We start from the raw sequence: 25,296 nt of genomic DNA, 5'->3' as shown, positions 1-25,296 counted from the left end.
GATTAGATTAAGAACGAATAGCAGATATAATTTCAACAAATTTCTTTTCCCAATCAGGATCTGTTTCCAAAAGTGTACCTATAACTATGATATCTGCCCCTGCGTTCACTAGCTGTTTTGCTATTTCTGAATCTCTTATTCCTCCTCCTACTATCAATAATCCATCAAAGTATTTCCTAACATCAGATATCATCTCTGTAGAAACATTTCTCTTAGCTCCAGATCCAGCCTCAAGGTAAACAAATCGCATGCCTAAATACTGTGCAGCCAAAGAATACATAACTGCAATATTTGATTTTTCAAAAGGTATACCTTTGGCTCTTCCAATAAACCAAGCGGTCGTATTTTCACCAATTATTATATACCCAGTAGGTAATGGCTCGATCTTATACTTTTTAACTAACAATGCTCCCAAAGCCTGTGCTCCTGAGATAAAATATGGATCTTCAGAGTTTAGTAAAGACGTAAATAAGATGGCATCAGCATTAGGAGAAACCCCTGTAACATTGCCAGGAAATAATATAACAGGAATGGATATTGCAGATTTGATTGACAATACCAATTTATCTAAATCCAATTGGTCAATTGCAGAGGAGCCACCAACCAAAATAGCCGATGCACCTAACATCTCTACTTTCTTCGCAACACTAGCAATATCACCGTGATTTTCTGAATCTAATAAAGCAAAACATAGTTTCTTATGCTTTTTCAATTCATCGTTAATATAGTTCTCTACTCGACTCAATCTTATACTATGGCAATATAAATTGAATTAAATTTAATGATTGCGACGAGTTTAAAAGGCCCATTCTAGCTATACAATATTGTATAGCTAATGGAAGATATTGATCCTATAAAAAATATTCTTTTTTATAAATTAATTGAAAATTCTATATTTACACCACGTCAAATACAGATAATTTATAACTTTACGAATAGTCATAAAATGATAAAAAATATCAGTTCTGGTGCTTATTATAGAGAAGTTAGACAATCTAAAGAAAAGCTGAAGAAAATATGTTATTCAATAATTCTATTGGATCTGATGAATATATTTAATAGCAATCAATTGGCTTCTTTAAATCCAATAATTAGTCAACTCAGAACTCTTAATGAGAATCACGTGGATTATCACGAAGAAAGTATTGATAGCATCATGGATGTAATTGACCAGGTGGTCAATCAAGTGATAAAGATGTGATATATCACAATGTCGACTAGTAATTAGTCTAAAATATTAGGTTCAATAAGATTATATCACACCGTATTGTCATAGAGTTATGAATCCTGAATTTGTTTTTGTGATATTCAATTATTCTATAATCCCTTTTATAGCTGCCATTATCACAACTATCTTTGTATCAGCAGGATATAGAAAATTAAAACTCTACAGCTTTTTCAAACACAACAAAGAATTAATTGTATCTGATATAGACAAGCAAATTAGAAGTCAAGCAAATCAGATCGAGCTACTATCTGATCAGCACAAGATTGTAAATGAAAAAATAAAAGAAATGTATGAAATAATCAAGTTAATAGAAGAAAAGATCAGTACATTGGATATCGAAGGAATGGAATCACCTTACTTTGCAAATCCCCCTAAACGAGAATACGGTGATGACTTAGGTGATATTGTAAAACAACCTAATCACGACCATATATCACAGAATCATGTTCAAGAAACACACTATGATGAACGTAAAAATAGCACTATAGAATACATACTCAAAAGACTTGAAGGTGCTTCCCTCACTACTAGAGAAATTCAAGTATTGACAGGAAGAACGAGAGAACATACCTCAAGATTGATGAAAAAGCTTTACGAAGAAAATTTCGTTAGTAGGGATATTACGACCAAACCTTTTAAATATACAATTACAGATGAAGGTCGTAAACGGTTGTCAAGGCATTCTTCTTCAAAAATTCATTCTCATTCTTATCTAGATAACGAGAATCGAATCGGTCGATTGGTAAGGAATTAGCCTCATATTCGGATGATATAATATTTTTTTGTATTCTAACTAACTTATAAAGCCATTCTTTTCCTCTTTTACTTCTCATTAATTTACGTTTTTCATGATACCTAGATAAATATGTAGAAATTAAACTGAGTTGTAGTTGTTCACCATATAGTTCCTCGTATGACTCAGCAATATTGGACGAAGTAAAAGCACTATAAGCAAAGTTATTCTCTATTAATCCCCATATTTTTGATTCTATCGAGCTTCCTGATGAATTGGATTTTAAATGATTTTGGAAAATATCATGTTGTTCAGAAACTTTTGAATTGTTCATAGAATCCTCTTTTGATATATTTAGGGATTCTACTAATTGCAATACCTTTTGGATTTTCATAGTGGATAGATTGCCTTCTAAAGATAAGTTATACTTGCCTCCCTCCGCATCTTCAAGTTCGATTTTTATCTTCCTTTTTCCAGTGGACAATCTATCTTATCTGTGAATATTAGTGTGTATGTTAACTTAACATTATAGAACAAATTTTGATAACCAAATGATGAGCTTTTGTTAACAAAATTGTGCTTGGATTTTAATTTCACTTTTCTCTTTTGATAACTTGGTTTATTGTTAAAGAGTTTAACATGTTCCACTGGAAATAAAGGGGTTAAATCACTCTTATTATCATTGTGAATTAATTTAATGTCTCTCCACTGGAAATAAAGGGGTTAAATCACTCTTATTATCAAATATCATTTATCTGTTAATGTTATTGTTAATACAAGTTACAAACGGTCACCCCATAATTTCTCATGCAGTTAAAATAAATAATTAAGATTAAAATTGTATTATTATTTTTTATTGATATGTCTAAATTAGTTGATTATAGTGTTTAAGAAATATTGTTAATAACAAAGAGTAAATTAACATGGTATTATCTTATTGCTCCTCGATTAGAAGAAAAGGGGTGTGTCACTCGATTTTTTTTTATTAAAATGGAGAATATTATGAATTCAGATTATTTAGATAATATTTTTGACAAAGCGGTTAAAGGAACGACCTTAATTAAGAATCGCAAGACTTTGACTATAGATTATGTTCCAGAAAAACTACCATTTAGAGATGAAGAATCAAAGATTATTGCTCAGGTACTATCTGTTGTGTTAAAGAATGGCCGACCATCTAATCTATTGGTGTTTGGAAAACCTGGGACTGGAAAAACTGCAGTAGTCAAAAATGTGATTACAAGATTAAAGAAAAAGTCTGTGGAACATGGAGTGGAGGTGACTGTTACTGTAATTAATGCAAAGACTTCAAATACCTCATACAAGGTTCTTTATGATATAGCTGAAGAAATTGGAATCAATCGGTTCGATAAGAAATTAAGAGTTCACTTCACGGGGTTGTCAATGGGTGAAGCAACTGACAGAATTCTGGAATACATTAAAAAAAACAATCTACACGTAGTCTTAGTTATTGACGAAATAGATTCTTTAGTGGGTAGAAATGGAGATGATGTTTTGTATAGTCTTACTAGAGCGAATGGACGATTATTAGATAATGGGTTTATATCGCTAATAGGAATCTCCAATAGTCTTACATTCAAAGACAAATTAGATCCAAGAGTTCGAAGTAGCTTGAGTGAAGAAGAAATAGTATTTAATCCTTATACCATTGTTCAATTACGGGAGATTTTGAATGATAGGGCAAAACTGGCATTTAATGATGGTTCGATCAGTCAAGCTGCCATCAATCTGTGTGCAGCCCTGGCTGGCAAAGAAAATGGAGATGCCAGAAAGGCTATTGATCTACTGAGAGTGGCTGCTGAAATTGCTGAAAGAGAAAGAGATAATATGGTTAATGAAAATCACATAAGAGACGCACAAGAAAAAATTGAAAAGGATACTAATTATGAAGTGATTAGAAATTCTACTACACATACAAAATTAATTATTCTGGCAATATTGAAATCCCAAACTGGAATGACTGGTGATGTATACGATTTGTATGGTTCTCTTTGTAATCGAATTGAACAGGATTCACTAACTCAAAGACGAGTAACTCAGATAATTAGTGAGTTAGATCAGCTAGGTTTAATTACATCAAATGTAGTAAGTCATGGAAGATATGGTCGTTCTCAGATAATCAAAATCGCTGTTTCCTCTGATACAGTAACTAAAGCCTTAAAGGATGATAATTTTATTTCAATTTTATTATAAAATAGTAAGATCGACTAAAATTGTGATCGATTGTTCTGATCGAAAGACATGATCGAATGGACAGCTTTTTATAAATACTCGATTAACAATGTTCTATTCGATAATAATGAAATATAGAAGTAGAACAGAAATAACTGTCTTAATACTAGAAGCAGCAAACGGTGGGGCTACAAAGACAAAAATCATGTACAAATCATTTCTTTCATATGCGCAGCTAAAAGAATACTTCACAATGTTAATCGAAAATGGTTTGTTAGAATATGAAGATGGAACTCAAAAGTATAGAACAACAGAAAAAGGGTTAAAGTTATTAAAGATATATAATCAGATAGAAGAATTAATTCCTAGTACAATAAAATAGATTTTTAATCTCATTTAATATTTTTAAATCAGACTTTTTTTGTAATGTCAGTAGCTTCAATTCAATCTAGAAATCACTAATGCTTCACACATGTTCACTTTTCTTCATCACATTTTATATTCTTTAGTTATTACAATTAATTTCAAAGTGAGATCTCATAGTCGAATCTTGTGTAACAAAAATAGAACCATGACAAATAAGAAATACTAAACCTTGCATTGAGGTTTAAAAGAGAGATTATTTCCGAAGATAAAACTTTGGAAATTTTTGATTTTCTAAATTCTAATGATTATGTAAATTAATATTATATTATAAATGAAAATTATTTTCTATTTATTTTCTAATTCGATTATGAGTTTCATTGTGATCGATTGTTCTGATCGAAAGAACATGATCGAATGGACAGCTTTTATAAATACTCGATTAACAATGTTCTATTCGATAATAATGAAATATAGAAGTAGAACAGAAATAACTGTCTTAATACTAGAAGCAGCAAACGGTGGGGCTACAAAGACAAAAATCATACAAATCATTTCTTTCATATGCGCAAAAAAAGAATACTTCACAATGTTAATCGAAAATGGTTTGTTAGAATATGAAGATGGAACTCAAAAGTATAGAACAACAGAAAAGGGTTAAAGTTATTAAAGATATATAATCAGATAGAAGAATTAATTCCTAGTACAATAAATACATCCTACAAAGAATCTTTCTAATCAATCATTCTCCTTTTTTTATTGAGAATAGATAAAAATTATTACTAGGTTTATAATAATGTATTTATATTTATACGGTAGTGAATTTTAGGATTCTCGCTCCAGTGGATGGCTCTGATAATTCCATGAGATCTTTAGATCATGCATTGATGCTGAGTTCCAAATTCGGTTCAAAACTAACTATATTATATGTTCTCGAAATTCCACCTTTTGTTTATATACAGTCTCAAAAACTCGTGAATTCAATAATGTCAGAACTAGAGAAGGAAGCTAAGGATATCCTCGAAAAATGTCTTGATAGATCTAAGGATTATAATTTAGAAATAGAAACTATAATTTTGGAAGGACAGAATGTTGGATCTATAATAATCGATTATATCGAGAAGAATAACTTTAATTATATAGTTATTGGAAGCCAAGGTAAGGGAAAATTCAAATATGCGATACTTGGAAGTGTTTCACATAGAGTTCTTCATCATAGTAATGTTCCGGTTTTGGTTGTTAAGTGATATCTTTAAGTTTTGATGATCCTAAATTCAATACTTTGTATAAATCTGTGGTATTATTTCTTCTATCTGATTATATATCTTTAATAACTTTAACCCTTTTTCTGTTGTTCTATACATATTTATCAATCTTTCATATTCTAACAAACCATTTTCGATTAACATTGTGAAGTATTCTTTTAGCTGCGCATATGAAAGAAATGATTTGTACATGATTTTTGTCTTTGTAGCCCCACCGTTTGCTGCTTCTAGTATTAAGACAGTTATTTCTGTTCTACTTCTATATTTCATTATTATCGAATAGAACATTGTTAATCGAGTATTTATAAAAAGCTGTCCATTCGATCATGTCTTTCGATCAGAACAATCGATCACAATGAAACTTACTAATTTATAGTAACATATAAACTTATATAGAGGATACTATAACATTTTATAGATAACAGATTTTATGAATATTATTTATTTCAAGTAATTTATGATACTATTTCACTGCAATGCAGTGAACACAATGATGTTTTAAATATGTTGTATAAAAAATAGGATGGTTGATCAATAATAGTGAAAAAGATTGAAATAATAATTCCAGACAGAGAGCTACAAACTGTTGGTGGAGTTTTAAAGGATAATAACATTGGTGGAATGAGCTACTATAGAGTAGAGGGAAAAGGAAAGGCCAAACCCGAACCTGTCTCAATTGGACGTGGTACGATGCAATACACTCCAGAATTTATTCCGAGAACAAAAGTTGAAATAGTCGTAAAAGATGATGTAGTAGATAAGATAGTAAATACTTTACTGGATACTCTAAGCGATAAAATAGGAGGAAAAATTTTCATCTCTGACATCCAAGATGCAATAAGCATAAGGACAAAGGCAAGAGGAGATTCCGCCATTTAATATTTTTTGTCACATACAAACTTATTTCACATAACTGCTACAAACTTTGAACAATACTAATTATTCATAATATTTATAATTATAGTTATTTTATTCACTACATGGATAAACAGGTTTGGTGTTTTAGTTGCAATTCACTTAAATCAATATGTATTCATGATAACTGCAGTATCCATTGCAGACTTTGTTATAAAATAAATCAAATTTTACTTCAAGATGATATTTGATAGCTTTATTTTTTCTCGACTTTGATTATTTCACCTACTGTTTGATTCATAGCTGATTCTGCAATATCGCTTGCATGTTCAACAGTTCGACGTATGTCCTCTAGTATCAACTTTATTCCTGCATTGATTTCTTGTTTGTCAATAGTTCTATTTTCTAAAGAGTCCAAAAATTGCATGATTTCTCTTTCTAAATTAAGAACGTTATCTGATTTGTCCGCGATTCTGTCTGCTAAATTATAATCCCTTCTTAAAAAAGCTTCAACAGCGGAAGTTAGTACTTCTAAAGCTGAATTACTCAATCTTTCGATTTTTTCAATTATAATAGAAGGGATCGAACTTTGAATTTCCATGGACTTCGATGCTATTCTAGATGCATGATCAGCTACTCTTTCAATACTTTTTACCGTAACCCTATAACTAAGACAGTCTGAAGGATTCTTTAATCCAATTTCTTGAAGTATTCTTTCATTATTAGTTGACATTACCAAATTTCTTAATATATATAAACTAAATCTATCTACTTCGTCATCTGATCTAATTACTCCCTTTGCAATATCATAATTTTTTTCTCTTAATGCTACCAAAGCATCTCTATGCATCGATGAAGCGATCAAGAACATTCTTCTCACAGCAGTATTTACTGATAATTCTGGTAAAGTCAATAACACTTGGATTGTAATGATATCAGAAGAATCAGCAATAATTTCTGTTCCTATAAGACTCCTTCTTACTACTTCCCTAACTGCCTCTCTTTGATTTGGTTGTATTCTTGATGATTTTGCCTTTAGATTTATTAGGTTATAACCTGACAAATACATGGATACAATTTTTCTTTTGAGAGTATTGGGACCTTCGTCTATCATTACATACGTACTGACCTCACTTACAACATCTTGTAATCTGTTATCCTGTTCTGGAGTTATGCATAGCGAATTATTTGAACCTCTTGAAATAGAAACGTGATCACCTGCCTTTAGGTTCATTTCTTCTATCCATTTCTTAGGAAGCGAAAGAATGTATGTAGATCTACCTGTAAATTGAATTTTCCTAATATCTGAATTCAATAGCTATAAACATAAGAAAATACTATATAGTATAAATTTTTCTAAATGAGTTCCAACTTGGATATATACTGTATAGAAATTATACGATAATATAATTAATGAAATATATTAAGCTAATTTGAAATAATATACTTGGCAGAAAATTCTGTCAGGCATATAAACACAATTAAGGAATTAGAGTGTCTTAAATATGAATATCAAATACGATGTAGTCATTATAGATTAGAATATTCCCCAAAGGATAATATAATAACGTGTTCTATTTGTGGAAAAATTTGGAATTTTGTAGAAGAAAAAGGATTCTCTAATTTAATTCAAGTCTATAACGCAGAAGTAGATTAGGTTTTCTTCCTACTTGTTAGCTTTTTAAATAAGTACACCTTCTTGAATTTATTTAATATCAGTATCAAGATTCCGACTATGACGACTGAAATAGTTGCCTGAATAAAAGAAGTTTTTAGTAGCAATAACGAATCATTATTATTAGTTTGATATTTACTAATAGGAGCAATAATAAATATAATAAAAATACACGCACTCATTACTAGAATCCACATAAACAGTATGAAAAATTTCAAATCTAAAAAATTCATGCTATCTTACTTCCTTACTTCATGTTTATGATGAATTGTATTAATATCGTTATTATTGCAAGAGACGTAGAGAAGGCAGCTAATTTGTATATTTTTGTTACGATTTCTCTCTCTGAAAGTTTTCCATCCAGTAGAATCAGTCTAACAAGAGTTATAGGAGCATTTTTGTCCTTCGACGCTTGTAGAGTAAAATCGTCATTGAGTATAGTCGGTCTTGATTTAACCTCGCGGTGTTCAACAATTTTTTTAACACTACTCAAAAATAAAAATGAGTTCATTATAGCAGGTAGCAATGCAATAATGGCTATGATTTCTGATTTGGATGCAATTGCTAATGCGCCATACATTGCTCCCATAACTAGAGTGCCTGAATCTCCTGGAAATATCTTACTAGGATACCTATGAAATAAATAGAATCCTAATAAACCAGCTAAAAAGGGTAATTCAAGGATAAGGATTTCTAGATCTCCAAATAAAAATGTACTAATTATAACTGGAAACATACTTATAATTAAAAATCCTGTTGCTACACCATTAAATACGTCTATAGAATTTATAGTATTTCCTGCTAATGGTATTGATACTAATATCAAAGGGATATATAATATTGGAATATATACACTTCCAAAGATCACGTTTAATTCATTATCGTATACATGGAAAAATATTAATGGTAACGAAGCAAAAATTAGTGCTCCAGGCTTAAACCATCCTGGCATGATCTTGAAATCATCAATAATCCCAATTATGAAAGCTATACTTGTTGTGAGTAATATTCCAATTATTTCGATATTTTCTGTAACGAAAAATAATATCAACTCTCCTATAAGAATACTTAATAATAATATTGGTCCTCCAGGTCTTGGAACTTTGGGTTTATTTGGTTTATGATTATCATTTACAACCTTTCCCTTAAGTTTTAGAAAAATTATGAATTTAGGCATTATGGTTAAATTAATTAGAAATGCAATGATGGGTGCAATAACGGTGCCTAATACTAACCCTTCAAGATGAGGCAAAAACAATTATTCTACTATAGGATATTTGTATATATATATGATATTGGTATAGTTAATAAATAAAGTATAATTCTGTTTTTTTACGAGTTATGAATATAATTTACATAGATTTGTATACTAACATGTATGTTGATAAACCAAAAATTCATATATTATATTGCTCTGATCAGCAATTTCTATTTATAAAAAGAATCTATTTTAATTATGTATAATAGATGTATTGTTAAGTCAATAATATAAATCCAAAGTGCTCATTATAAAGTATGATTGTTTTATTTCTCTGTGCACATAGCTAATAGAATAAACCCTATCTTAGTAATGTTTCTATTGATATCATTTACAACTATTTATGGTTCAAATTTTAATCTTTCATATGGACAAATTAGCTTGGTTCCAGACAATTCACTTATTGCTCAAACTACTGATTGTATAACTAGTATGATGACTAGCGCCCTTATAGGTGTAGATTCTGATTGCAGAGAAAATATAAGTAAGATAAATTCCACATTTCCAGATAGTAAAACTACCTCCACCAATACCCCCACTTCAACCTCCTCTTCTAATCAAAATCCAGATAATAAAACTACCTCCACTACTTCCAATGCTACCTCCACCAATACCCCCACTTCAACCTCCTCTTCTAATCAAAATCCATACAATCTAAGTAAGAATAATCCCTTCTACCATGAATTTCAAACTAAAGATACTACTACCAGTGATGATATGTCTGTATTTACATCCGAGTCATCAAGTCCAATTAATAGCAATTATGCGGGCACCTTCGCATCTCCTCCTCATGACAATCCATCAACTTTTATGAAGACTCCTCCTCATGACAATCCATCAACTTTTTCAGAATTCCAACAACAAAGTGTTGACCAACCAGTTTCTAATCTTTATTCAGTTCAATCGTTACAAACTATATTTGACAAACATCCCAACACTGCTCCTACTTTCACTCAAAGTGACATAGGGGATTCCCTAGAAGGAAAGAATAAACATTCTAAAGAAATTTCTGCATGTTTTGATAGAGCCTTTAGCATAGACAATTATCTATCTGATTCGGAAATCATTGAGTGCGCCAAAGATCGAGATAGTTTTTCCCAAAATAACCTAAACAATGATACTTTAAACGATAAAATAGAGAATAATGACGATAACAATAACAATGATGGGGAAACAGATAATAAACATTCTAAAGAAATTTCTGCATGTTTTGATAGAGCCTTTAGCATAGACAATTATCTATCTGATTCGGAAATCATTGAGTGCGCCAAAGATCGAGATAGCTTTAAATAATTTTATTCAAAAAAGAACAAATTTACTCTAACTATCCACAATCAATCAGTTGCAATAATGACAATGTTTTCGCCTTTTATGAATATTTCTCCCATTTCCTGAGTTTTGTCTCCTTCAAAAATTTCCGTAGCATTTTCTAATGTAAGGTTCATATATTGGTCAAAACTTTTCAGTTTACCTTTGATAGTTCTTTTTCCCTTTAATTTCAAAAGTATATCTTTATTTAAACTTCCGTGCAAAATATTAGTAGATTGATTATTAGGTGACGACAATAAAGTTAGATAATTTTTTTGATATTTAGGTTTAACTTTGGATTCTATATTTGATTTTATATTTAATTAAATATTATTATATCCACGGCCATGGTTCTATATTGCGTAATAAACATTGTTTTCTTATTACACGCTTTGATCGTTCGATTGACTCTTCTTCACTCATGTTGCCTTTCTTTAAATATTGCAAGAAAACTTCTTCATAAAGTTTTTTTGCTCTTTCTTCTGTAAATTCCTTGTAATTGTATCTCGTTTTATTTGCCTGATTATTATCCTGTATATCTTTAATCTGTGACTTTTCGTCCGTTAAGTTAGCTCCTTTTAAATCTTTGTACTCTTCTCTGCAATCATTACAATTCCAATCAAAAAAACTTTCATGTATGTTGCATCTAGTCACAGAACAAAAAAAAATACATTATTATTTAACTTTTTCATAATTCTACTACTTAGAAATTATCAATTTGATCTTCTAAGTTGCCATAGTAGCTCAGCCCGGCAGAGCGAAGGTTTCGTAAACCTTAGGTCGTGGGTTCAAATCCCACTTATGGCTTTCATATTGCAATAGTGGAATACTATGTTACCACTAATCTTACTTGGTCCATTTTTCTATTTCCTTGAAACTTTTTAGTAATATTCTTGATTTCTTTCGCATCGCCGTAAAGAACAAATATTTCAAGACATCTGTCCTTGTCGATCTTATTATGAATATGCGTATTAATTATCTTATCAAATCCATGTCTGATTTCACTGATTTCCTGATCAGACTTTTCATCATGTATTACTAATAAAACTGAATGTAGAACTCCTGATAATTCATCAATTCTTTTCTCTTCTAAAAGTAGATTTCTAACACTGGCCCTTACAATTTCTGACCTGCCGGAAAAACCCAAAAACTTTTGCAGTTTATCTAGTTCTTGGATTATATTTTCATTCAATGAAACACTTATGATTGGCAATGCTTTTATTAATTATATTTGATATTATTTATTTTCTTCAATTTATGAATGTCATTAAATAATAACCTAAATCATTTTTTAATAGCAATCCTATTCCCTAATATCCAGTATTGAGGTTCAACAATGCATTTTTAGCACAATGTGACAATAAGACCAGAATCGAAAAGATACGAGCCTTTGGCATTCCAGCAATTTAACACCAAAAACCTTTATACCGCTTGCATATTTCCTTCTATAATGTATCCTATTAAAAACTCTTACATAATGATTGAAATTTGAGTTATTTATGCATGACTTTCTATTTTTGCATCTACATCAGTATTATAAGGTGGCCATTTTTCAACTCGTCTTTATTTACTGGTGATTCTGTTGCTTTGATACTGCTTTTCCTTCGTATATCAATCCTTAAACCAAATTTCGTTTTTCTATGTTGCAGAACCACTTAGATTTATTAATCCATGAAGAGATAAACCATTGTTCGATGTTTTCACCATGTTAATAGATCCTGATCCTTGTTACCCAATATACTTTGATTATAATGCATTTGTGAAGATTTGTTGTAGATTTATTTAATATGTTCAATAAGTTCGATATATTTTCATTCTTTAGATACATCTAATTTGGCGATTTATTCTCCATTTGTTACCTCTTATTTTCAACACAGGATTTAACATCGTGTTTTGTTAATCAAGAATTTAAAATGCAAGTTGCATCTAGATCATTCTTAATATTTGAAATGTTGATAAACCTTTTCCTACTGTTTAATTTAGTGGAACTAGTTTCTATTTCAAATCGATTGTCCATCTTTATATTGTTATAATGTTGTTTTGCCACCAAAATAATTGTAGAATTAAGAACAAATAGGACAGAAACAAAAAAAACATCTGTATTAAGAATTTTTTACCTCACTTAATGATCCGTTCTTTAATTTTGATATTGATAGTTTTAACAGATTTATTCCAAAAAAAATTCCTGCGGCAACTATTACTATCATACCACTAGGCATAATATTCCATTCGTAGGCTAATAGGATTCCTAATATTACAGATAGTAACGAGAAGCATATGGATAAAATCATAGTCTTTTTAAATCCATATCCTAATAACAGTGATGAAACATTAGGAATAATTAAAAGTGACGAAACCATCAAAACACCTATTAGCCGAATTGATATAACTATTGCAACAGTGGCTAAGGTAATAAATAAAATATTTAATACAACCGTATTAATACCATTCACTATTGCTTGTTCCTCATTAAATACAAGGTATATCAATTTCTTGTAAAAAAAGATTACGAATGCGATAACAATAAAACTAAGGATTAATGTAATAATTGTTTCATCCACGCTGACTAATAGTATACTTCCAAACAGATAGCTTGTGATGTCTATTGAAAATCCTCCTGATAAACTGATTAGTACCAATCCCATGGCTAATCCTAATGAGAGTAAAACAGAGATTGATGAATCGGCATAAATTCTCTTATTAGAATTCATTTTTACAATTGACAATCCTGCTATTATTGAAACAATCAGTGAAATCCAAATAGGATTTGATTTTAAAAATAATCCTAATGCAATGCCTCCAAAAGCAACATGAGACAATGCATCGCCAAATAGAGAAAATCTCTTCAGTATTAAAAACAATCCAATTAAAGAACAACTAATGGCTATTGCTATTCCGGATACTATAGCTCGTTGCATAAACTCGAATTGGAATACTTCAAACATGTAATTTCTCTAATATGTGTTAATTTTTAATACACCTAGTTCTTGCACTCAAGGGCAATTTTTAGATTGTTTAGATTATCATACATCTTTGAAAAATAATCCTTACTTTGCTCATATTCTTCTTGTGTGATGATTTCAATTGGACTTAATGTCAATACCTTTCCACCTATTTCATTCGCTATAGTATTCGACATTCTAGGTTCAATATTATCTTCTGAAAATATAGTTGTTATACCAAGTTCTTCTGCTAGTCTTATAGATTCTGATAATTTTTGGGGATTAAAATCCATTTCAGGAGACATTCCGCCAATCACATGCTGAGTTAATCCATATCTTTTTGCAAAATAGCCAAAAGCATCATGAAGGACAATAAAGTCTCTTAAAACACAGTTAGTCAAATTATTCTTAATATTGGAATCGAGCATTTCTATATTATCATTAAATTGTTTTAACTTGTCTTGATAATATGCTAAATTACTTGGATCCAATGACGCCAATGTGTTATAGATTTCTTCTGCCATTGATTCTACCAATATTGGATCGAGCCAAATATGTGGATTAGGATTAGAGTTTATATTTTCTATTGTTATATTCCTGCTTAAATCCACTATATTTGAATTTGTTATCTCTTTGATCCAATCTTCAAAACCAGCACCATTAATGAAAATTAAATCAGCGTTCTGTAACTCAACTACTTGTTTAGGAGTAGGTTCAAAATCATGAGGTTCTATTCCATTAGGTACTATTGTTGAAACATCGACTTTATCCCCACCAATTTTTTCAACAAAATCATATATTGGATAAAATGATGCAAAAATTTTAATCTTAGTACTACCAGAAGAAATCGGTTTTGCATTATCATAATTAGAAGTTGCAACAGAATCCTGAACGAGTATAGGTGTAATATAAATAGTTACAATGACAAAACAAATAGAGATCAAATATTCATATCTCTCTTTCATACCTCATTGATACAATTATTAATGATATAAAGTTTCCTTATTAATAATTAATAACTTTGGAACCTAAACATAATAAAACAAATGTAATCACATACAAGCTTAATTATTCTGATTATATTTGATGGCTATTAACAATAAAGGATCATTTATTGGGAGGATGAAATGTTATTAACTCTTTGTAATATCTATTTAAATAACCATATTTCTTACTCAAATAAGTTAGATCTATGAAAGAATTAATATGCAATAATATTACATTACGGTAATCTACATATGCAACTGAAGTTGAGCGACGCAAGGATTGCAACGTATCTTTCATTCCTAGGTTATGATTCCCTATATCCTCCTCAACAGTTGGCTATTGACAATGGATTGTTGGATCATTCTAATATTGTAATCACTACTCCTACTGCAAGTGGAAAAACGTTAATTGCAATTTTGGCAGCTATTAAGGCATTAGAGAAAAATAAAAAAGTAGTGTACATTACACCATTAAGAGCATTAGCATATGAAAAATATTTGGAATTTGCTTCTATAGATAGATCTGGTATATTTACCAAAAAAATAAGAGTAAGAATTAGTACGGGCGATTTCAATACCTCAAAGACTGATTTAAGTTCTTCCGACATAATAATTATGACCAATGAAAAAATTGACTCAATACTTAGACAGAATGCCTCTTGGCTTGCCAATGTAGGATTATTTATTTCTGATGAAATTCATCTTATTGGTGATCAAGACAGAGGACCGGTCTTAGAAATGGTTTTAACCAAAATTAAGAAATACTATCCATCATCTCAAATCCTTGGTCTAAGTGCTACAATTACTAATGCAATAGAAATTGCTGCATGGCTCGAATCAAAATTAGTTGAGAGTTCTTGGAGACCTACAAAATTAATAGAAGGGGTATATTCGGATGGGACTATATATTATAATAATAATTCTCAATTTAATATACCTGAATCAGGTAAAGATACTACATCCATGACTATCGATTTAATAATGGATTCTTTAAAAAGCAATGGACAGAATCTTATTTTTGTTGAAACAAGAAAGCGAGCAGTTTCGCTGGCTAATAAAGCTTCAGATATCGTTTACAGAATATTATCACCAGAGGAAAAGAAAAATGCTTTAAAAGTCTCTAAACAAATTTTGGAAGAAGGTGATGACACTGACATAACAAAAAATTTGTCAAGACTAATCTCATTTGGGATAGGATTCCATCACGCTGGATTAAGTCTTACCAGTAGAGAAATAGTAGAGGAAGCGTTTAAGAATGGAATAATAAAGTCTTTATTTGCTACGCCTACGTTGGCTGCAGGAGTAAATCTTCCTGCACGAAGAGTTATTATAACAAATGTTACCAGATATGATTTTACATATGGTGCTTCAGTTCCTATAAGTATACTCGAATACAAACAACTTTGCGGTCGTGCAGGGCGACCAAAATATGATACATACGGAGAATCTATTATCATTTCAGATTCAAGAACATCATATGAGGAATTATATAATCATTACATTCTGGGAATACCTGAACCTTTGTTATCAAATCTTGGAAATACCACTTCTATAAAGATACATTTGCTTGGCGTAATTGCTTCATTTAATGGAATTAGTTTAGACGATATCTATGATTTATTCTCCAAAACATTTTATTCTTTCCAGGATAAAAATAGCACATCCCTTTTTGATAAAATAGATTTCTCATTGGATTATTTTATAGACGAAGATTTAATTCGTTTGAAAAACAATGTTTATCAAGTAACTGCTTTTGGAAAATTAGTTTCAAATTTGTATCTAAACCCCGAAACCGCCGTATCATTTCGAAACATCATTAACCACATAAAACCAAGATCTGTCAAGACAAACAATGTGTTTGGTTTTCTTCATATAATTACTTCTTGTTCTGATTTTTATCCTAAACTTTCCTTCAGGAAACAAGACATCGAAGAATTTAGTTTTTTATTTTATAATAACTATGATGAATTTTTTACAGATGTAGATATAATGGATTGCTCTCGCAGTCTTTGGACTTTATATGAATGGATTAATGAATCGACGGAAAAAAGCATTAATGAAAGAGTTGGTGTGGAACCGGGTGATATCCATAGAATAGTCGAAGTATCTCAATGGCTTGCTGCATGTCTGTTTGAAATTTCTAAATTGCTTGATCGAAATGACCTGTTGCCAATTCTATTTTCTCTCGAAAGTAGAATTAAACATGGGGTAAAAGGCGACCTTGTTCCTCTGGTTCAAATTAAAGACATAGGTAGAGCTCGAGCTAGGGCCCTTCATAACGCCGGAATTCATTTCCCTAACGACTTGATATCCATATCAGAGTCCGAGCTTGCTTCGATCCCAAAAATAGGTCTTAAACTGGCTAAGAAGTTGAAAAAAAGATATGTATAGCGAGTGTTATTATTTATTCATTTTCATAGATATATGAGATTAATCAAGATCGACTACTCATGGGTTATTCATTTCAGACCTCCTTCCATAACTAGATAACCCAATATTTGTTCCTATTGATCGCTTTCTAAACCTCTTTCTACTAAGCTTTTTTTCGACAGATCGCCCTTGATTGTACCTACTTTAAAAGAGAAACCTAAACTAATCCAAATGACTGTCATCAAAGCTGTGAAATTATCAATTATATCAATTAAACCCGTTTTGACCAAAAAGTATGGGATTATAGGCATTTCCCCATACAACAAATGATATAACATAACTATAACACCTTTGAGTTGGTTACCTATATATTATAATTGGTTGGTTGAGATCAATACTATTGGCACCTTTTCAAACTAAATAATTTTTTATCTGCAATATGGTCTAACAATAATTCATAAAATTTAAATGGTTTTTTGACGAATTACGCCAAAAATTTTTAGACTTAAATAACAAGAAAATATGTTTTCTTGGAGTTTGTGGTAATCTTTATTGGCATAGTCTTTTTCTACAGATAGATATGGAATTATTTTTTCTTTTAGATCCATTGCAGCATTAAAAACTTCGTTCCTATCCTCTTTGATACTTTTTGAGTAATCAAATTCAATTCTATCTTCTAATAGGTCCTTAATGAAATTGTTAATTGTATTCTCTCTGATTATTGAATAATTAAATTTGGTCGATTCGCTCACTAATTAAATTTGTTGCCATGGTAAATAAAATTATTGATGTTTATATCAAGTATGATAAGGATCATTTCAAAATAAAACTATATGTTGGTTTTAATTAGTCCGTTCTTCTTGTCTAAACTGATTCTTATGATTTAAAAAGATGTTATGTTAACCTTGGGACGATGTAAGAGAGGTAATGCTCATTAGATACTTATTTCATTCTACTCGCACATACTTTTGAATTCAAAAATCAAAAATTTTGTATGAATAAAGTTGAAAAAAAAATAATAGGAAAAAAATCAAAAAGCTCCTCACGTAAATCTACGATTATACTAATGAATCCTATCGACTTAGTAAACTAGTTTAGTTTGTGAAGGATTACTAAAATATATCTTTTACATGGTTATGGATATTTAAAGATGTAATATGATTCATAAGGATATGATGAATTGACATAAAATAATTACTAATAAAGGAAACTAACTCTTTTAGCCTCATTGGAAAGGAAAATAAAGATGCACAGTTATACTTTCAATTGCTGTTTATAGCCAAAATCATGATTTTGATATTTGAGAAAAAGGTTTAACTTCTTTTTTCCTAGCTTGTGTATTCCACTTGGATGTCCAATTACTCAATTGTTGTAATATTGTCTCCAATTCCTTTGATCTTGTAGTTAAACTATATTCTACTCTTATCGGAATTTCTGAATAAATTCTTTTTGTTATCAATCCATCTCGTTCAAGCTCGAGTAATCTTTGTGACAAGACTGTACTGCTAACATTTGGTATTAGCCTTTTCAATTCATTAAATCTGACTGTGCCATTTACACTCAAGTTCTTCAAAATATGTAGTGACCATTTTTTTCCCAAAATCTCCCAAATATCTGCTATTTCACATTTTTCTCCTTTCATACAAATTTCTCTTTTACAGTATGATGAGATTTCTAAATTAAAATTTTTTACTATTTTCAATTAAATCTTTTAAAAGAAGTCATTGTGTTTATATGCTCAACAATTTCAAAAAATATTGTATGATATGATGCAACTGACTAACTAAGTAATAAATTACTACTGTAGTTATATACAGGGATAGTGATATTAATACATGCAGAGATCACAACAGTATGATCAAGAGAAATTTGGTGATAATAGCATTCGTTCTTTAGAGAAGATCGTACATAGTTTTCATACAACCGAAGGAGAAGGATTTATTGTCAATAGAGCTTTTCCTACCAATTCTCTTTCCGACATTGATCCCTTCTTACTTTTGGATGAAATGGGGCCAATGGACTTTAAACCAGGTGAGGCAAAAGGGGCTCCAGACCATCCACATAGAGGTTTTGAGACAGTAACATATTTGTTGGATGGTAATTTTGAACATAAGGATTCTACAGGTCATTCTGGAAAGTTAAATCCTGGTGATGTTCAGTGGATGACTGCTGGATCTGGAGTAATTCATTCTGAAATGCCAGGAGATCAATTAAAAAAAAGTGGTGGTAGACTACACGGATTTCAATTATGGGTAAATTTATCCAAGAAAGATAAGATGATATACCCATATTATCAAGATGTCCCTTCTGAAAAAATACCTATTGTTAAACTACCTGAAAATATAGGACAAGTGAAGGTAATTGCAGGCAAAGCATATAATGTTTCTTCAAAATTAAGCACTAGAATTCCTATTCAGTATCTGCATTTTAGCATAAATCCTGGCTCTCAAATCATTCACCCAATAAATAGTGATTACATGGCTTTCGCTTACGTTATATCAGGTGAAGGGTTGTTTGGAGACGATGAAACACGGGTAAAGCGAGGAAATGTTGTTCTTTTCAAACAAAATGGAAATAACATACGGGTTAAGTCAAACTCAAAGAATACAGAAGCCTTACAATTCCTGTTGATTGCAGGCATCCCTTTGAATGAACCAATATCAAGATATGGGCCATTTGTGATGAATACTCAACAGGAAATAAGTCAGGCTATTGAGGATTTTAGAAATGGTAAGTTAGGAATGATCAATCATTAGAAATGATTAGCTAGAATATTATACCTCAATTAATTTTTCAAATAATTGTTAAAGGACAATTTAATACACAACCCAGCTAAATAGTATCATACATGACGGTCCCTTTACTATAAAACCAAATAGAATTTATCCATATGCTGATTCGAAATTCAAGCACTAACAATAATAAAAACCACCATTTTAAGTACGGATGACCTACTAATGATTTTGTTACGTATGCAAGAATCGGTATGTAAACTTGTGTACAATTGTAGCCTTTTTTCTACTTTAAAGTTAACCCGTAATTTGTAGTAACTTTTAGAAATTAGTGATGCTTTTATTTAGTCTTAAACAAGATTTTCAATTTAGGCAATTGTCAATTTATATCCTTATGATATAATGATCTTTCCTGCTAACATTCTTTAAATTTTTGTTTATCACTGGAAGTTGTATTAGGACTATGTATTTATTTAGGAGAAATAATTCATAGAATAATAAAGATGTGGGCTCTGTTCAGTTAACGATAAGCCTATAGCTTGAAAGCATTCCATTTCTTTTATGCTTACTAGAAACAGAACGCCTTCAAAGTATGTATATTATGGGTTGCATTTGTACTTTTCAGGCCTATCCTTAAGGAAAGCCTCGGAAAGATTATCTCAGATATACAAGAGAAATCACGTTTCCATTTGGAATTGGATTCAAAAGTACAAGCCTCAAAAGCTAAGTCAACTAGAAGAAGAGTTCTAGAGTATATAATAGATGAGACCATGTTGAAGGTGGGATCAGAGTTTGTCTGGCTCTGGGTTGCAACTGAACCCGAAAACAGGCAAATTCTCGCACTGTCTATCTCTAAAGAAAGAAACATGTTTGTAGCTGAAAGATTCATTTCAGATTTAGTCAAGATTCATGGAATTCATCCAGTTTCGACTGATGATGGAGGTACTTGGTATCCAATGGCCTGTAGATTCTTAAATCTCGATCATCACATTCATTCCTCTCTGGAGAAAAGTCTGATTGAAAGAAAGATGCAATACATAAAGGATAGAACCGAAAGTTTCGATGACTACTTTCCTTGTAGAATAAAGAATTACAAGTTAAAGCATGTACGGAATTGGCTGCGGCTCTTTGTAGACTATCATAACAATGAAATAAAACATATTAAGTGAACAGAGCCAAGATGTGGTATGCTATATTTAATTAGTTAGTCTGTATTTTGAATAGTCGTATAAAATAAGTTGATTGCATTATTAAATAAAACAACGGTTATCACCGAATAAGTTCTACATTATATTTACTGGTCTTTTAAGATATAGACAAGATCAAAGATGTATTTCATGCATACGTGATACAATCGAGATTAAAGGATCACATATTTTTACAAATTTAGAAACGCATCAACTAATTTCTTTTCTGAACCAAAAATTATATATTTAATTGGAATTTCTGTTGTTAATTTTTGCTGCCTGATTAAAAAGAGTTTTGTTAGCTGATCTCTAGCTTTTTCAAAATGTCTTCAATATTCTGCTCATCTTCTAATTCTGCATCCAAAAGTTCTAATGCAAGATGATAAGTACCATGATCTTTACCATTCGTGCTATTTGCTAAATCATTATAATGCTTTATTACTTCCCTTTCAAATTCGAGTGCTTTTTCCAATGCACTTCTAAGTGTTAGATATCGAGACGGTTGAAGCTTGCCAAGACCACTATCCTGTTCCCATTGTGATGGTTCATCTGTGGGTTGTGCTTCTAATTGCATTAATCTAAACGCAACCTTTTTTGCATGACCTAACTCCTCTTTTGCTCTTTCTTCAAAGAACTCTGCTTCTAGTACCCCTAATCCTTCAATGTTTTGTGACACATACCAAAAGTAATGAAATGCGGATAATTCAGCTCCATATGCTCTTTTTAGCATTTGCACCGAACCCTCTACACCAGATCCAGCTATTTCTTTAGCCATCTTACCCATAGTTAATCACTTATACTAAACATTTCTTTTATATAAATATTTCAAAAATCTTGTAACTTTTATAAAAATATTAGTACAGATTAATTAAATATTAGTACAAATTAATAAATTAAATAAGTTATCTCTATTGATTTCATTGTCTATTCAAGATGTTGATATTATAGTCATCCTCAATTTCCGACATTTTATGGATACAACCTTGTTTTGAAAGATAAGAGAAAATTAAACAAACTTATTTTGATATATTAAAGACTCTTAAAAAGCAAAAAGTATAATTGAATTGGACTTCTGAAAAGCACAATTTTTCCAATTAAGAAATAACATTGAATACAAAGAAACCAAATAGCTCTCCTATTTATGATATATGGTAGAAATCAGCTTTGATTTCGAATTTCTGCTATTTAACATTATTCAAACCTTGACTATGTGGCGAAAATTTTTGGTATCATTTCATTGTTTTTTATTTCCTTACCATGTTCTGTCAGTCTACATATCTTTATTTCAATAGTGTTTTATAACCTGAAATATCGTTGCGTATAAGATGGTGAGATACGTCAAAAAGGTGGATAAAGGTCCTGTCGAGGTAAAATTTGAAGGTGTAAGCAAATGGATATGTATGTGTGGATTAAGTAACAATCAACCTTTTTGCGATGGTTCGCACAAGAAAACATTAGGGGAAGAAGAAGGAAAAGTATATCGCTATAACGCAGACGGAACAAGAACCGAAATACAACTCTAAACCATATCGCCATAGTACTATTACTAACATTTTTTGCCAAAATAAAGATGAATTATGATTATGATTAAACCGTATATATCATTAGAAATAATATCTTATTACGGATTTTCACTTTGGTTTATTTTTGGATTCAAGTAATTAATTATTCTATCGTTATATGCTGGACTATGAAGTGATTACTATGTTGGATGAACTCGATTATTAATGATTATGGGACTCTTCGGATTGAGCGAAGTTAATCCACACTTAAAACTGTCAGAATCCTTTTTTCATTATGTAAATTGGATATCTGTAATCCCTATGGTCTAGATAATACATTGTAATTTACACATCATCATAAATGTATCTCTCCTTCTAAATAATATATTACCATAAAAAGAAAATTTGTAGCTAGACTAGCCTTTATTCTCTTCGAATAATCCAAACATGTTGTTTTCCGAGTCTGGATATATCCTGATGTAGCCCATATTCGGCACAGGCATTTTTGGCATTATGGCTCTACCTCCAGCTTGTTCTATTTTTGTAGTATAGTCATCAATGGATGATACTGTAATGTGGTTTGTTACTCTGTGATCGGGGGATTATCGTTTCGTCATTCCGCGAGACCCTCTATTGCCTTTTTCGTCCTCAGTTTGAAACATCCAATAATCTTGATCAGTATTTTCTCCATCAATTACTTTTTCCATATTCCATCCAAAAACATCCTTATAAAACCTTTGACCCCTTTCAACATCATCTGCAGGTATTTCGAAATGTTGAACTGTTGGCAATTTATAGAATTCCCTCCAAGTTGTAGAATACTATCTTCATATTCTTCAATTATTCTATTGTCAAGTATTTCTAAAAGGATTCCTCTTCATTTGAAGACCCATTATTATTAAAAGTAATGGGACTCGGAAGTAAACAGTAATCGTATTTACAAACACTAAAGAATGCATTTATTTTTCATAAATATCCACTTGATTATCATTACCTTCTTACATATTAAATCCTGATAACTCATCATGCTCGACATTTAATAAATTAACCTAATGCTGTAGCTTGTCTATATGGTCATATAGGATTTTAACATCATTAAACCTATTTATCAAGAAATCACATCATTATTAAAAGCTCTTTCTTCATAATAGCCACCAATACTGGTTTTGTCTACACACATTTTGATAAATTTAGTATTATGGGACTCTTACTTTGATAACATTGTTTATTGATAGCCAATAACTCTAAATATTATCTACAAGTTATAAGAATTATATAACATTAAGAATAAATATAATACCACAATATTTAACGCCGTTATGGCAGATCCAATTTTTAAGAATTCTAAAAACGTGAACGCTCTAACTCCCCTGGATTCGGCACTTTGAACAATAATAATGTTACTTGCAGCTCCGAATATAGTAAGGTTACCAGCTACTGTACTAGCTGCTGCTAGCATTAACCATGGGTACACATCATCTCTATCAAAACCATTCTCGATCATGTACGCACTATAAGTCGCTACAAATGGTACATTACTTAATATTTGACTAAGAATTATACTTACTGCAGAAATAATTGTATTATTGTAAATCAAATTATTATAGGTATCAGATGAACTGATTTGAGGGAAAATTTGTAATATATCAGAAATCAGTCCTGACGTCCATAATGCAGATGCAAAAATAAACATACCTATAAAGAAGATCAAAACAGAGTAATCCACACTTTTCAAAATTGAAATTCTTTCCTTAGAGAACATATATAATGAAGCGGCACCTAAAAGTGATATTGTACCGATATCTAGGTAAACCACATTAAATATGAGTTTGAATACTTCTGATAAAATTATAGCTCCGATGGTTGATAAGAAAACAATTATAGAAATTTTAGCAAACTTATTAGTAGATGAATATCGAATTAAATTTGATTTAATCCCGGATTCTTCAATCTTTTTATTATTATAATTAATTGAACCGTTAAAATAGTTTAACTCCTGTTCTTGTGAAAAAGATATTCTGTATAAATTTTTCTTGTAATAAAAATGTAATATTAATCCACTTAAGAACAGATTTATAATTGTAGGTGGTCCAAGAATTGAAAGGAATGTAATGAATGGCATATCAATGCCACTCTGGCTAGCGATAAGCAGGTTTTGTGGACTTCCTATTGGAGTCATCACACTTCCTATGTTTATTCCAATAGCGATAGAAACCAAAATCGCAGATGGTTTGATACCTAACTGTTTTGAAATTAATATTGCAAAAGAAATTAGAATGATAGCTGCGGTATCATTAACAATGAATGCCGCTAGAAATCCTGATAAAATTACTACTATTACCAAGATGTGATTAATTTTGATAATTTTGGTCAAGATTTTTCGAATCACATGATTTAATACACCTGACTTTTCAAGTGCAGAAGTAATGCTGAACATTCCAAATAGAAATGCCATGACTTGAATATTAATCGACTTTATGGCAGAATCAATTGATATTACTCCAAATCCTAAAACAAGGATCGCTCCTATGAACATTATTAACCAAAATGGAATGTTCCGTAATTTAGTCCTAGTTATTATCATAGCATAAACTAAAATAAAGATGCACAATGTAATGATTTCATTCAATTCCATTTCTATCTTCCTAAATATCTGTCAAAAATTTGTTAACTAATTTAGCATTTGATTGAATTGTTTG

30 protein-coding genes and 1 tRNA gene are annotated in these 25,296 nt (G+C 30.7%); 14 read left to right on the top strand and 17 right to left on the bottom strand.

The window, feature by feature from the left end; all coding sequences use genetic code 11:
• Window positions 1–7: 7 nt before the first annotated feature.
• The gene (locus NFRAN_RS07010; RefSeq protein WP_134484155.1) at window positions 8–751 is read right to left on the bottom strand and encodes a geranylgeranylglyceryl/heptaprenylglyceryl phosphate synthase; all 744 of its coding nucleotides are present in this window, start codon (window positions 749–751) and stop codon (window positions 8–10) included.
• A 195-nt stretch (window positions 752–946) separates the two neighbouring features.
• On the opposite strand from NFRAN_RS07010, the gene NFRAN_RS07005 reads away from it, so the two are divergent.
• Window positions 947–1,201, top strand: coding sequence for a hypothetical protein (locus NFRAN_RS07005; protein WP_134484153.1), 255 nt, complete (start codon window positions 947–949; stop codon window positions 1,199–1,201).
• A gap of 79 nt (window positions 1,202–1,280) precedes the next feature.
• On the top strand, window positions 1,281–1,982 hold the full coding sequence (locus NFRAN_RS07000; protein ID WP_134484151.1) for a hypothetical protein: 702 nt from the start codon (window positions 1,281–1,283) through the stop codon (window positions 1,980–1,982).
• Here the strand turns inward: NFRAN_RS07000 and NFRAN_RS06995 are convergent.
• Entirely contained in the window at window positions 1,876–2,445 is a 570-nt protein-coding gene (locus tag NFRAN_RS06995) for a hypothetical protein (protein WP_134484149.1), read from the bottom strand. The genes NFRAN_RS07000 and NFRAN_RS06995 overlap by 107 nt on opposite strands.
• Window positions 2,446–2,963: 518 nt before the next feature.
• Here NFRAN_RS06995 and NFRAN_RS06990 point away from each other — a divergent pair.
• The 4 genes from NFRAN_RS06990 (at window position 2,964) to NFRAN_RS06975 (ending at window position 5,764) form a co-directional block, all read left to right on the top strand.
• Complete coding sequence (locus NFRAN_RS06990; RefSeq protein WP_172602193.1) at window positions 2,964–4,175, top strand: Cdc6/Cdc18 family protein; 1,212 nt, start codon at window positions 2,964–2,966, stop codon at window positions 4,173–4,175.
• A gap of 106 nt (window positions 4,176–4,281) precedes the next feature.
• Window positions 4,282–4,536, top strand: coding sequence for a winged helix-turn-helix domain-containing protein (locus NFRAN_RS06985; protein ID WP_134484145.1), 255 nt, complete (start codon window positions 4,282–4,284; stop codon window positions 4,534–4,536).
• A 447-nt stretch (window positions 4,537–4,983) separates the two neighbouring features.
• Window positions 4,984–5,178, top strand: coding sequence for a winged helix-turn-helix domain-containing protein (locus tag NFRAN_RS06980; protein ID WP_320410591.1), 195 nt, complete (start codon window positions 4,984–4,986; stop codon window positions 5,176–5,178).
• A gap of 157 nt (window positions 5,179–5,335) precedes the next feature.
• Complete coding sequence (locus tag NFRAN_RS06975) at window positions 5,336–5,764, top strand: universal stress protein (RefSeq protein ID WP_145988048.1); 429 nt, start codon at window positions 5,336–5,338, stop codon at window positions 5,762–5,764.
• 27 nt (window positions 5,765–5,791) lie between these two features.
• Here NFRAN_RS06975 and NFRAN_RS06970 read toward each other — a convergent pair whose 3' ends face one another.
• Complete coding sequence (locus NFRAN_RS06970) at window positions 5,792–6,052, bottom strand: winged helix-turn-helix domain-containing protein (protein ID WP_134484141.1); 261 nt, start codon at window positions 6,050–6,052, stop codon at window positions 5,792–5,794.
• Window positions 6,053–6,322: 270 nt separating this feature from the next.
• On the opposite strand from NFRAN_RS06970, the gene NFRAN_RS06965 reads away from it, so the two are divergent.
• Window positions 6,323–6,661, top strand: coding sequence for a P-II family nitrogen regulator (locus tag NFRAN_RS06965; protein WP_134484139.1), 339 nt, complete (start codon window positions 6,323–6,325; stop codon window positions 6,659–6,661).
• Between the two features lie 232 nt (window positions 6,662–6,893).
• Here the strand turns inward: NFRAN_RS06965 and NFRAN_RS06960 are convergent, their stop codons facing one another.
• The 3 genes from NFRAN_RS06960 to NFRAN_RS06955 all read right to left on the bottom strand — a co-directional run bounded on the left by NFRAN_RS06960 (window position 6,894) and on the right by NFRAN_RS06955 (window position 9,564).
• On the bottom strand, window positions 6,894–7,952 hold the full coding sequence (locus tag NFRAN_RS06960) for a phosphate uptake regulator PhoU (RefSeq protein ID WP_134484137.1): 1,059 nt from the start codon (window positions 7,950–7,952) through the stop codon (window positions 6,894–6,896).
• A 338-nt stretch (window positions 7,953–8,290) separates the two neighbouring features.
• Entirely contained in the window at window positions 8,291–8,509 is a 219-nt protein-coding gene (locus NFRAN_RS13765; protein ID WP_172602192.1) for a hypothetical protein, read from the bottom strand.
• A 50-nt stretch (window positions 8,510–8,559) separates the two neighbouring features.
• Entirely contained in the window at window positions 8,560–9,564 is a 1,005-nt protein-coding gene (locus NFRAN_RS06955) for an MraY family glycosyltransferase (protein ID WP_232037962.1), read from the bottom strand.
• Window positions 9,565–9,891: 327 nt separating this feature from the next.
• Between NFRAN_RS06955 and NFRAN_RS06950 the strand changes: the two genes are divergently transcribed.
• Complete coding sequence (locus tag NFRAN_RS06950; RefSeq protein ID WP_172602191.1) at window positions 9,892–10,863, top strand: hypothetical protein; 972 nt, start codon at window positions 9,892–9,894, stop codon at window positions 10,861–10,863.
• A 41-nt stretch (window positions 10,864–10,904) separates the two neighbouring features.
• Here NFRAN_RS06950 and NFRAN_RS06945 read toward each other — a convergent pair whose 3' ends face one another.
• A complete protein-coding gene (locus NFRAN_RS06945; RefSeq protein WP_134484133.1) occupies window positions 10,905–11,135 on the bottom strand; it encodes an LSM domain-containing protein in 231 nt (76 codons plus the stop codon).
• A 76-nt stretch (window positions 11,136–11,211) separates the two neighbouring features.
• Window positions 11,212–11,532: a hypothetical protein gene (locus tag NFRAN_RS06940; protein WP_134484131.1), complete on the bottom strand. Its 321-nt coding sequence runs from the start codon at window positions 11,530–11,532 to the stop codon at window positions 11,212–11,214.
• A gap of 79 nt (window positions 11,533–11,611) precedes the next feature.
• Here NFRAN_RS06940 and NFRAN_RS06935 point away from each other — a divergent pair.
• A tRNA-Thr gene (locus NFRAN_RS06935) sits at window positions 11,612–11,685 on the top strand.
• Window positions 11,686–11,707: 22 nt separating this feature from the next.
• Here the strand turns inward: NFRAN_RS06935 and NFRAN_RS06930 are convergent.
• The 3 genes from NFRAN_RS06930 to NFRAN_RS06920 all read right to left on the bottom strand — a co-directional run bounded on the left by NFRAN_RS06930 (window position 11,708) and on the right by NFRAN_RS06920 (window position 14,785).
• Window positions 11,708–12,070: a CopG family ribbon-helix-helix protein gene (locus NFRAN_RS06930; protein ID WP_232037961.1), complete on the bottom strand. Its 363-nt coding sequence runs from the start codon at window positions 12,068–12,070 to the stop codon at window positions 11,708–11,710.
• 910 nt (window positions 12,071–12,980) lie between these two features.
• Window positions 12,981–13,823: a metal ABC transporter permease gene (locus NFRAN_RS06925; RefSeq protein ID WP_197731150.1), complete on the bottom strand. Its 843-nt coding sequence runs from the start codon at window positions 13,821–13,823 to the stop codon at window positions 12,981–12,983.
• A gap of 35 nt (window positions 13,824–13,858) precedes the next feature.
• Window positions 13,859–14,785, bottom strand: coding sequence for a metal ABC transporter solute-binding protein, Zn/Mn family (locus NFRAN_RS06920; protein WP_134484127.1), 927 nt, complete (start codon window positions 14,783–14,785; stop codon window positions 13,859–13,861).
• A 285-nt stretch (window positions 14,786–15,070) separates the two neighbouring features.
• Between NFRAN_RS06920 and NFRAN_RS06915 the strand changes: the two genes are divergently transcribed.
• Window positions 15,071–17,197, top strand: coding sequence for a DEAD/DEAH box helicase (locus NFRAN_RS06915; protein ID WP_232037960.1), 2,127 nt, complete (start codon window positions 15,071–15,073; stop codon window positions 17,195–17,197).
• Window positions 17,198–17,310: 113 nt separating this feature from the next.
• Here the strand turns inward: NFRAN_RS06915 and NFRAN_RS06910 are convergent, their stop codons facing one another.
• The 3 genes from NFRAN_RS06910 to NFRAN_RS06900 all read right to left on the bottom strand — a co-directional run bounded on the left by NFRAN_RS06910 (window position 17,311) and on the right by NFRAN_RS06900 (window position 18,818).
• On the bottom strand, window positions 17,311–17,487 hold the full coding sequence (locus NFRAN_RS06910) for a hypothetical protein (RefSeq protein WP_172602190.1): 177 nt from the start codon (window positions 17,485–17,487) through the stop codon (window positions 17,311–17,313).
• Between the two features lie 153 nt (window positions 17,488–17,640).
• Window positions 17,641–17,928, bottom strand: coding sequence for a hypothetical protein (locus NFRAN_RS06905; RefSeq protein ID WP_134484121.1), 288 nt, complete (start codon window positions 17,926–17,928; stop codon window positions 17,641–17,643).
• A 533-nt stretch (window positions 17,929–18,461) separates the two neighbouring features.
• Window positions 18,462–18,818, bottom strand: a complete 357-nt coding sequence (locus NFRAN_RS06900; protein ID WP_134484119.1) for a winged helix-turn-helix transcriptional regulator — start codon at window positions 18,816–18,818, stop codon at window positions 18,462–18,464.
• A 193-nt stretch (window positions 18,819–19,011) separates the two neighbouring features.
• Here NFRAN_RS06900 and NFRAN_RS06895 point away from each other — a divergent pair, with 193 nt between their 5' ends.
• The 3 genes from NFRAN_RS06895 (at window position 19,012) to NFRAN_RS06885 (ending at window position 21,077) form a co-directional block, all read left to right on the top strand.
• Window positions 19,012–19,932, top strand: a complete 921-nt coding sequence (locus tag NFRAN_RS06895) for a pirin family protein (RefSeq protein ID WP_134484117.1) — start codon at window positions 19,012–19,014, stop codon at window positions 19,930–19,932.
• A 537-nt stretch (window positions 19,933–20,469) separates the two neighbouring features.
• On the top strand, window positions 20,470–20,658 hold the full coding sequence (locus NFRAN_RS06890) for a hypothetical protein (RefSeq protein ID WP_134482615.1): 189 nt from the start codon (window positions 20,470–20,472) through the stop codon (window positions 20,656–20,658).
• On the top strand, window positions 20,604–21,077 hold the full coding sequence (locus tag NFRAN_RS06885) for a DDE-type integrase/transposase/recombinase (protein WP_172602154.1): 474 nt from the start codon (window positions 20,604–20,606) through the stop codon (window positions 21,075–21,077). The genes NFRAN_RS06890 and NFRAN_RS06885 overlap by 55 nt, the downstream gene beginning before the upstream one ends.
• 316 nt (window positions 21,078–21,393) lie before the next feature.
• On the opposite strand, the gene NFRAN_RS06880 is transcribed toward NFRAN_RS06885, so the two are convergent.
• Complete coding sequence (locus NFRAN_RS06880) at window positions 21,394–21,879, bottom strand: ferritin-like domain-containing protein (RefSeq protein ID WP_134484115.1); 486 nt, start codon at window positions 21,877–21,879, stop codon at window positions 21,394–21,396.
• Between the two features lie 541 nt (window positions 21,880–22,420).
• On the opposite strand from NFRAN_RS06880, the gene NFRAN_RS06875 reads away from it, so the two are divergent.
• Window positions 22,421–22,618, top strand: coding sequence for a CDGSH iron-sulfur domain-containing protein (locus NFRAN_RS06875; protein WP_134484113.1), 198 nt, complete (start codon window positions 22,421–22,423; stop codon window positions 22,616–22,618).
• Between the two features lie 581 nt (window positions 22,619–23,199).
• On the opposite strand, the gene NFRAN_RS06870 is transcribed toward NFRAN_RS06875, so the two are convergent.
• Together NFRAN_RS06870 and NFRAN_RS06865 are read right to left on the bottom strand one after the other, a co-directional pair.
• A complete protein-coding gene (locus NFRAN_RS06870) occupies window positions 23,200–23,388 on the bottom strand; it encodes a VOC family protein (RefSeq protein ID WP_134484111.1) in 189 nt (62 codons plus the stop codon).
• 464 nt (window positions 23,389–23,852) lie between these two features.
• On the bottom strand, window positions 23,853–25,232 hold the full coding sequence (locus NFRAN_RS06865) for an SLC13 family permease (RefSeq protein WP_134484109.1): 1,380 nt from the start codon (window positions 25,230–25,232) through the stop codon (window positions 23,853–23,855).
• Window positions 25,233–25,296 lie beyond the last annotated feature (64 nt).

The sequence above is a fragment of the Candidatus Nitrosocosmicus franklandus genome, from assembly GCF_900696045.1.
Classification (GTDB): domain Archaea; phylum Thermoproteota; class Nitrososphaeria; order Nitrososphaerales; family Nitrososphaeraceae; genus Nitrosocosmicus; species Nitrosocosmicus franklandus_A.
The sequence above is the reverse complement of the archived record's forward strand: the minus strand, read 5'-3'. Positions and strand labels throughout refer to the sequence as shown.

What these genes read in the sequence shown, in the direction of transcription:
- NFRAN_RS07005 (WP_134484153.1), top strand. Translation starts at nt 947, where the DNA reads ATGATAAAAAATATCAGTTCTGGTGCTTATTATAGAGAAGTTAGACAA.
- NFRAN_RS07000 (WP_134484151.1), top strand. Translation starts at nt 1,281, where the DNA reads ATGAATCCTGAATTTGTTTTTGTGATATTCAATTATTCTATAATCCCT.
- NFRAN_RS06990 (WP_172602193.1), top strand. Translation starts at nt 2,964, where the DNA reads ATGAATTCAGATTATTTAGATAATATTTTTGACAAAGCGGTTAAAGGA.
- NFRAN_RS06985 (WP_134484145.1), top strand. Translation starts at nt 4,282, where the DNA reads ATGAAATATAGAAGTAGAACAGAAATAACTGTCTTAATACTAGAAGCA.
- NFRAN_RS06980 (WP_320410591.1), top strand. Translation starts at nt 4,984, where the DNA reads ATGAAATATAGAAGTAGAACAGAAATAACTGTCTTAATACTAGAAGCA.
- NFRAN_RS06970 (WP_134484141.1), bottom strand. Translation starts at nt 6,052, where the DNA reads ATGAAATATAGAAGTAGAACAGAAATAACTGTCTTAATACTAGAAGCA.
- NFRAN_RS13765 (WP_172602192.1), bottom strand. Translation starts at nt 8,509, where the DNA reads ATGTGGATTCTAGTAATGAGTGCGTGTATTTTTATTATATTTATTATT.
- NFRAN_RS06925 (WP_197731150.1), bottom strand. Translation starts at nt 13,823, where the DNA reads ATGTTTGAAGTATTCCAATTCGAGTTTATGCAACGAGCTATAGTATCC.
- NFRAN_RS06920 (WP_134484127.1), bottom strand. Translation starts at nt 14,785, where the DNA reads ATGAAAGAGAGATATGAATATTTGATCTCTATTTGTTTTGTCATTGTA.
- NFRAN_RS06910 (WP_172602190.1), bottom strand. Translation starts at nt 17,487, where the DNA reads ATGCCTATAATCCCATACTTTTTGGTCAAAACGGGTTTAATTGATATA.
- NFRAN_RS06900 (WP_134484119.1), bottom strand. Translation starts at nt 18,818, where the DNA reads ATGAAAGGAGAAAAATGTGAAATAGCAGATATTTGGGAGATTTTGGGA.
- NFRAN_RS06895 (WP_134484117.1), top strand. Translation starts at nt 19,012, where the DNA reads ATGCAGAGATCACAACAGTATGATCAAGAGAAATTTGGTGATAATAGC.
- NFRAN_RS06890 (WP_134482615.1), top strand. Translation starts at nt 20,470, where the DNA reads ATGCTTACTAGAAACAGAACGCCTTCAAAGTATGTATATTATGGGTTG.
- NFRAN_RS06880 (WP_134484115.1), bottom strand. Translation starts at nt 21,879, where the DNA reads ATGGGTAAGATGGCTAAAGAAATAGCTGGATCTGGTGTAGAGGGTTCG.
- NFRAN_RS06875 (WP_134484113.1), top strand. Translation starts at nt 22,421, where the DNA reads ATGGTGAGATACGTCAAAAAGGTGGATAAAGGTCCTGTCGAGGTAAAA.
- NFRAN_RS06865 (WP_134484109.1), bottom strand. Translation starts at nt 25,232, where the DNA reads ATGGAATTGAATGAAATCATTACATTGTGCATCTTTATTTTAGTTTAT.